Origin of the sequence: uncultured Brachyspira sp., from assembly GCF_944390595.1 — a bacterium.
In the GTDB taxonomy this organism is placed as follows: Bacteria; Spirochaetota; Brachyspiria; order Brachyspirales; family Brachyspiraceae; genus Brachyspira.
In genome coordinates, this window is sequence record NZ_CALXRN010000122.1 from 21,083 (window position 1) to 27,669 (window position 6,587).

Annotated in this window: 7 protein-coding genes; 2 read left to right on the top strand and 5 right to left on the bottom strand. The window is 26.8% G+C overall.

The annotated features are described in order from the left end of the window. Positions 1 to 28 precede the first annotated feature (28 nt). Positions 29 to 1,030 carry an FAD:protein FMN transferase gene (locus Q0J90_RS07055; protein ID WP_297277231.1) on the bottom strand — a complete coding sequence of 334 codons (1,002 nt, stop codon included), beginning with the start codon at positions 1,028 to 1,030 and terminating at the stop codon, positions 29 to 31. A gap of 377 nt (positions 1,031 to 1,407) precedes the next feature. Here Q0J90_RS07055 and Q0J90_RS07060 point away from each other — a divergent pair, with 377 nt between their 5' ends. Further along, positions 1,408 to 1,839, top strand: a complete 432-nt coding sequence (locus Q0J90_RS07060) for a PepSY-like domain-containing protein (protein WP_297277232.1) — start codon at positions 1,408 to 1,410, stop codon at positions 1,837 to 1,839. A 141-nt stretch (positions 1,840 to 1,980) separates the two neighbouring features. Continuing rightward, positions 1,981 to 2,478, top strand: coding sequence for an LEA type 2 family protein (locus Q0J90_RS07065; protein WP_297277233.1), 498 nt, complete (start codon positions 1,981 to 1,983; stop codon positions 2,476 to 2,478). A 45-nt stretch (positions 2,479 to 2,523) separates the two neighbouring features. Here Q0J90_RS07065 and Q0J90_RS07070 read toward each other — a convergent pair whose 3' ends face one another. The 4 genes from Q0J90_RS07070 to Q0J90_RS07085 form a co-directional block, all read right to left on the bottom strand. Then, on the bottom strand, positions 2,524 to 3,531 hold the full coding sequence (locus Q0J90_RS07070; protein WP_297277234.1) for a guanido phosphotransferase: 1,008 nt from the start codon (positions 3,529 to 3,531) through the stop codon (positions 2,524 to 2,526). Continuing rightward, entirely contained in the window at positions 3,521 to 4,069 is a 549-nt protein-coding gene (locus Q0J90_RS07075) for an excinuclease ABC subunit B (protein WP_297277235.1), read from the bottom strand. Before Q0J90_RS07075 ends, Q0J90_RS07070 begins: the two co-directional genes overlap by 11 nt. 57 nt (positions 4,070 to 4,126) lie before the next feature. Then, positions 4,127 to 4,837 (bottom strand): IspD/TarI family cytidylyltransferase, encoded by a 711-nt coding sequence (locus tag Q0J90_RS07080; RefSeq protein WP_297277236.1) that lies wholly within the window; start codon positions 4,835 to 4,837, stop codon positions 4,127 to 4,129. A 5-nt stretch (positions 4,838 to 4,842) separates the two neighbouring features. Further along, on the bottom strand, positions 4,843 to 6,587 hold a 1,745-nt coding region (locus Q0J90_RS07085), incomplete at its 5' end, for an MATE family efflux transporter (RefSeq protein WP_297277237.1).

A 6,587-nucleotide genomic window follows, 5' to 3' on the forward strand; every position in this document is an offset into this window, starting at 1 on the left:
TTAAGTCCGTTATCAGCTATAATCAATTTTAAAAATTTTCATTAGTTACTATATATAATTCACCTTCAGGAGTTACTATATAAGCTTCTTTATATTTAAATGCCTCATTTGTGAAGAAATTAGTACCCATTAAAAATGCAGTTGTTGATAGAGCATCAGCCTCTTCAGCATTTGTATGAACTATAGTAGCTGATATACTGTTATATGTAGGATATCCTACTTCAGCATCTATTATATGATGATAATTGGTTCCATCCTGAGTAAAATATCTTTCATAATCACCGCTTGTTACTATAGTAGTATTTGTTGATTCCAATAATCCTAAATAACCATCAGCATCATTTCTTGGATTTCTTATAGCTATTACCCAAGGCTTTCCTTTACTATTAACTCCATTAGCATAAGTATCTCCGCCGTAATCTATTAAATAGTTACTTATATTATGCTCTTTAAATACATTTTTTAACTTTTCTATTATATAACCTTTACCATAAGATCCGAAATCAAATGTTAATGGTTTTGATAATTTCAATATCTTTTTATTATCATTATTAGTTATTAAACTTACAGACGAATAATCTATATTACTCAAAGCTTTATCTATTTCAGACTGCAAAGGAACTGTTTGATTTTCTTTTACTCCAAATCCCCAAAGCTCTATTAGTGGTCTTACACTGATATCAAATGACGGATTAATTTCTGAATATCTTAAGCCTGTTGCAAATATATGCGCCATTTCATCTGATATTTCAATTTCTGTTTTACCTTTTAAACTTTCTGCATTAATTTTAGCTATTTCGCTGGATGTATTATATGGATTTAATATATTATCTATTCTATTTATCTCATTTGTTATATCCTGAGTTAATATATCCATATCTTTTTCTGGTGCTTGTGCTGTTACATTCAATATTGTATCGCTTATAACTATAGTTGCTGTTATATATTTTTCTCTGCTTCTATAAAAAGATACTGCTATTATTAATGCTACAGCTATTATTGGTATTGATAAGTAAATTTTCTTTTTCATTTTTCTAACACTAACTTCTTTTATTTTTTTACTATTAAAACGAAAATAAAAAACAATCGTAAAAATAAAATTTTATATAAAATATTTTTAGGATATATTCAAACAAAAATAATTTATCCATTTCAAATTATTATATTAATAACATATTTTACGCCTTAGTAATTTTTAATTTATTATGAAAAAATGAATAATTTAGACTATACAAAAAACTTCTGTTGTATAAGTTTTATTAAACTGTAAAAACATCAATATTTTGTAAAAAAATTGTAAATATTAAGTAAATTCTATTGACATTAATTGTTTTTCTGCTATACTTATAATTGTAAATATAATTTACATGGGATTATTTATGAAAAATAAACTTAAGGAGATTAATTATGACTAAAAAAATATTTGCTTTATTAATAACATTAACTATAGTTTCAACTTCAAGCCTTTTTGCTGATTGGGTAGTTCCAGCTTCATCATTACCTCAAAAATCAAGGGCATTCATACAAAGAGTATATCCTGGCGTACAGATATGGAAAGTTGAAAGAGACGGAGGAAAATTTGAAGTTAAATTATCAAATGGTGCTTCTATTGATTTTCTAGCTAATGGCAATTGGATTAATATAGACGGAGAATATAACGGAGTTCCTTTAAGCGTATTGCCTCAGGCTGTAGCTAATACAGTAAGAAGAACTTATCCTCAGGCTATGATGATAGATGTAGAGAAAGAATGGGGAAATTACAAAATAAAACTTAATAATATGATGGAAATGTTTATATCTGCTAACGGGCAATTAGTAGGACAAAAATGGGATGACTAATAGATAGAATATAAAAGGTTTATGAAAATAAAGGAGGTTCTTTAATAGGACCTCTTTTTTATATGCTGCTAATTATATGAAGAAATATTTGACTGTTTACTAATATTAATGTTTTAAATAAAAAGAAATAAGGATAAAATCATGTCAAAAAAAATATTAATATCATTGCTTACAATTATCGGTTTATCAATTTTAATTGTATCATGCGAAACTTTGCAGTCAAGTGCAAGGGAAATAACAAGAAGTTATATTGAAGAAAATAAACCGGATATAAAAGTGAAAAGTGCTTCTATTTCTGAAATAACATTAAAAGACATAACTTTAAATGTTGCCTTAGAAGTTAAAAATAATCTGTCATTTGAAGTCCCTGTAGATAAACTTCAAGTTGATTTAGTAAATACTTCAGGAAAAGTTTTTGCAAGCGGAAATACAGTAGGAACTTTAAAAATACCTTCTAAACAGTCAAAAGATGTAAGCTTAAAATTTAAAGCTAATTATGCAGATGTATTTACAACAGCATTTGATGCTCTTAAAAATAAAAGTTTTAAATGTAAAGCTAATATGAATATAACTTTCACTGTATATGGAATGAGCTTCAAATTCCCTTATACTAAAGAATTGAATTTTACAGAAAAATAAACAAATAATAAAAGATAATTATGATTAAAATCTCATAATTATCTTTTATATCTTCATGATATCTCTTATTGTATTAGCCCTAATTTCATCTATATTTCTATAATGATTATTTTTTTTATGTAATTGCTTCAAATGATTATTTTTACCCAAAAAAAACATATAGTATAAAGAATCTAATTCTATATCATCAAACATACCATAATAAAGCCCTACCCTAAGCCATAAACTATGATTTATTAATTCTCTATACTTTAATGATCTTGCAGCTGATAATATAGCTCTGCTTCTATATACTCTATCTTCTATTTTGACACTGTCTATTTTTTTTATTCTATTTCTAATTTTTTTCTCTTTTTCTGATATTTCTTTAACTTTATTAATAATACTGTCAAGTATAAACTTCTCTGTAACCCCAAGCATAATATTATTCTTAATATTAATCAAACCATTTTTTATAGTTAAATCAAAACCTAATTTATAGCATTCATTTGTTAAATGCTCTATATTATCAGGAGTTTTCCATATAAGGCAAGGAACAGCCATACATACATCCAAATTCATGGATATTCCTATTATATTAGGAGAACTTGTCAAATATCCGAATTTTTTATCATAGGCAAAATCTACTTTCTTATCAAGCATGTTTTCTATTTTATAAGCCAAATCAAAACATCTTTCCAATTCAAGACCTCTTGCAATCGTTTGAATTTCTAAATGCTGATTAGAGTTAATCAATATTGAAATATAACCGTTAATATCAGTATATAAAGAAGCATTTAATAAATTTCTTTCACTTGGAACGCTAAGATTTTCTATTAATATTCGTATATCTAATGCTGAGAGATCAAGTATTTTTGAATATGTTAATCCAAAGTTAAGATCATTTATATTAGGCTTAAGTATAGAATTTACTTTTTCAAAATCATCCTTATCCATATTATAAAAAAATCTCATATTATCGATATTTCTATAAATGGATACTTTTGAATATAAGACTATATTATCATCGGTACCTTTTTCATATATCCAATTTGCTATATTATTAATGGACATCTTTTTTTTCGCTCTTATTTTTTTTAGATATTAAATCTTTCTGCAAATTCTCAAGTTTATCTCTTATCAGAGCAGCTTCTTCATATTTCTCTATTTTTATTAATAACTCTATCTCTTCTCTATATTTTTCTATTTTTATTTCTATATCTCTATATGTAAGATTTTTATTAGATACTCTTCCAATATGCTTATTTTCTTTATGTATTTTCTTTACAACCTTATTAATATCAGATTTCAAATGTTCATAACACTTAGGACATGAAAGTATTCCTGTCTTTATAAAATCATCTAAAGAATATCCGCATACTTTGCATAATTTATTAGAGCTTGGTACTTTCTTCTTTTTCTTTTTAGAAGGTATAGATTTATAATTTGGGAATATAGTATCGATATTATTAAATTCAAGCTCCAGGCATTTTTCTATAATATTACCATTAACTTCGCAATTTTTGCATATATGTATTTGATAGCTGTTATTTCCTATCTTTTCATTAATATGCAACACAGCGTTTTCCTTACCGCATATATCACACAACATAAAAACCTCTAACAAATTATTTAGAAAATTTTACCATTTAATAAAAAAAAAAGCAAATTATAACTTTAATTTAATAAAAATATTTAAATCTTCTTTATTAGTAATTTTTATATTATTAGAAGAGCATTCAACTATTCTCACATCTCCAAAATATTCGCTGTATATTTCAGCATCATCAGTAGCTAAACTCTTATTTTTATCAGCCATATATTTTTCTATAGCATTCATGTAATTTTCAAATTTGAAAGCCTGAGGAGTAGCTGCCCTATAAAGATAAGTTCTGTCTATAGTTGATACTATTTTCTTATTATCATCAGCCTTTTTTATAGTATCAACAACTTTAGAAGCAAGTATTGCAGCATCAAATTCCAATACACATTCATATAGAGACTTAATTTCTTTTTTGCTTACAAGAGGCCTAACACCGTCATGTATAAACACATAATCAGTTTTTATCTCTTCTATAGAATTGTTTAAAAATTTCATTGCCTCATATACAGAATAAACCCTTTCGCTTCCGCCTGATATGTAATAAATATTCTTTTTTACAGAACTTTTTATATCAATGCAATTATTTATTATTTTTTTTATATTATTAATTTCATCTTCAGCACTTACTAATACTATATTCTTAAAATTAAATTTAAGCATTGAACAAAGAGTATGTATAAAAATAGGCTTATTATCAACTTTTATGAACTGCTTTTTTACTTTCCCTCCGAATCTTTTAGAACTTCCTGCTATAAGCATTATTAAAGTTGTGTTCATAATTCTTATCCGTTATTTTTATTATTTTTCTTGTTTTTAAGTTCTTCTTTTCTCTTTTCTTTCTCTCTTTTTCTCTCTTCTCTAAGTCTATGTCTGGCTTCCCTTCTCTCCTGAACCTGAGCTTTTATTTTTATTCTATGAGCTTCTTTTTCTTTTCTTCTTTCTTCTCTATATTCTTCATATTCCTTATTCATCTTTTCTCTTTTTTCTTTTATCTCTTCTAACTGCATTCTCCATTCAGCTCTCTCTAATCTTTTCATCTCTTCTTTTTTCTTTTCTTTTTCTTCTCTTTCTTTCATTTTCTCTATTTTTTCAAACTCTTTTTCTCTAAATAATACAAGCTGTACAGGATCTTTAATTTTACTTAACTTATTTCTCATTTTCTGAATATAATCTTTTCTCTTACCAATATTATGAGGAAAAAGTTTTGCTCCCAACTCATCTATAAATAATCTAGTTCTTAAAATAATACTGTTTTGAGTTTTTATATTAATAACAGAACGCCAAGGAGTTTTTGATATTATAATCAAAGCTATTATCCCAGCCATAGTGTTTGAGAATAAATTTCCCCAAAATACAGCCCAATAAGATAAATATTTTGTAGTTACAATAATAAATATAAATCTCAAAAACCATATTCTAAGTATACTAATTAAAAGAGGCACCCTCGTCCTTCCAAGTCCTATTAAAGCTCCCTGTACTACCATAGTAATACCGAATCCTAATACCCCTAATGCAAATATAGGCAAAGAACCATTAGCAACACTTAAATCCTCTGCTTCTCTTGTAAAAAGAACCGTTATATAAGGAGTAAGAGGAATAACAACTGCTATAAGTATAATAGCCGTAATTGCACTCATCAATATTCCGGTATAGCATGATTTTCTCGCCTTATCAGCATATTTTGCCCCTATATTCATACTAACCATAGTAGTAACAGCTGAACCGAATGCTGCAGGCAAATTAAAACATACTGTTGTAATATTATTTGCTATTCCTTGTCCGTTTAGTATAGCAGCGCCGTATTTTTCAACTTCTGTATTAATTAGGAAAAAGCCTAAATTGCTTAAAAAAGTTGTAAGCATTGAAGGCACTCCTATTAACATAAGCTCTTTTAAAATAGTAACATCAAATTTAAAATCTTTTAAAGATAATTTATCATCACTGTCTTTAATAAATAAATCATAATACATCCAAGCTGTAACTATTGTATAAGTTGAAAATGAAGCAAGCACACTGCCTATAATTTTTAAGTGCATAAAATAAACATATATAAAGTTAAATACTATTTTCAAAAGCAATAATATTACGCTTCTTATAAAAGTAGCTTCCGGCTTACCATTGGCATTTTTTATACCATTATACAAAGCCGCCAAAAATGTCATAGGCATAACAAAGCTGTATAATGACAAATATTGAAATACATTTTCTTTAACACCAGGCTGCAAATTCATAGATACCAATATGCTTACAAGGTAAATAGTAGGCCCCATAGCAATACCGAATAAAACACCTGTTACAACTATTTGAGTAGCTATTTTTTTGGCATTTTTGAAATCTCCAAGACCATTATACTGCCCAACTATAGCCATAGCAGCAACACCAAGCCCCTGAGATAATGCCGTCATCATATTAATTATAGGTTCAGAAAAATTAACACTGCTTGCTATAACAGTGCCTGTAACATTATTTAAAAATAATCCATCCATTAAAGGTATTAATGACTGAACTAAACTCATCATTAAAGTTG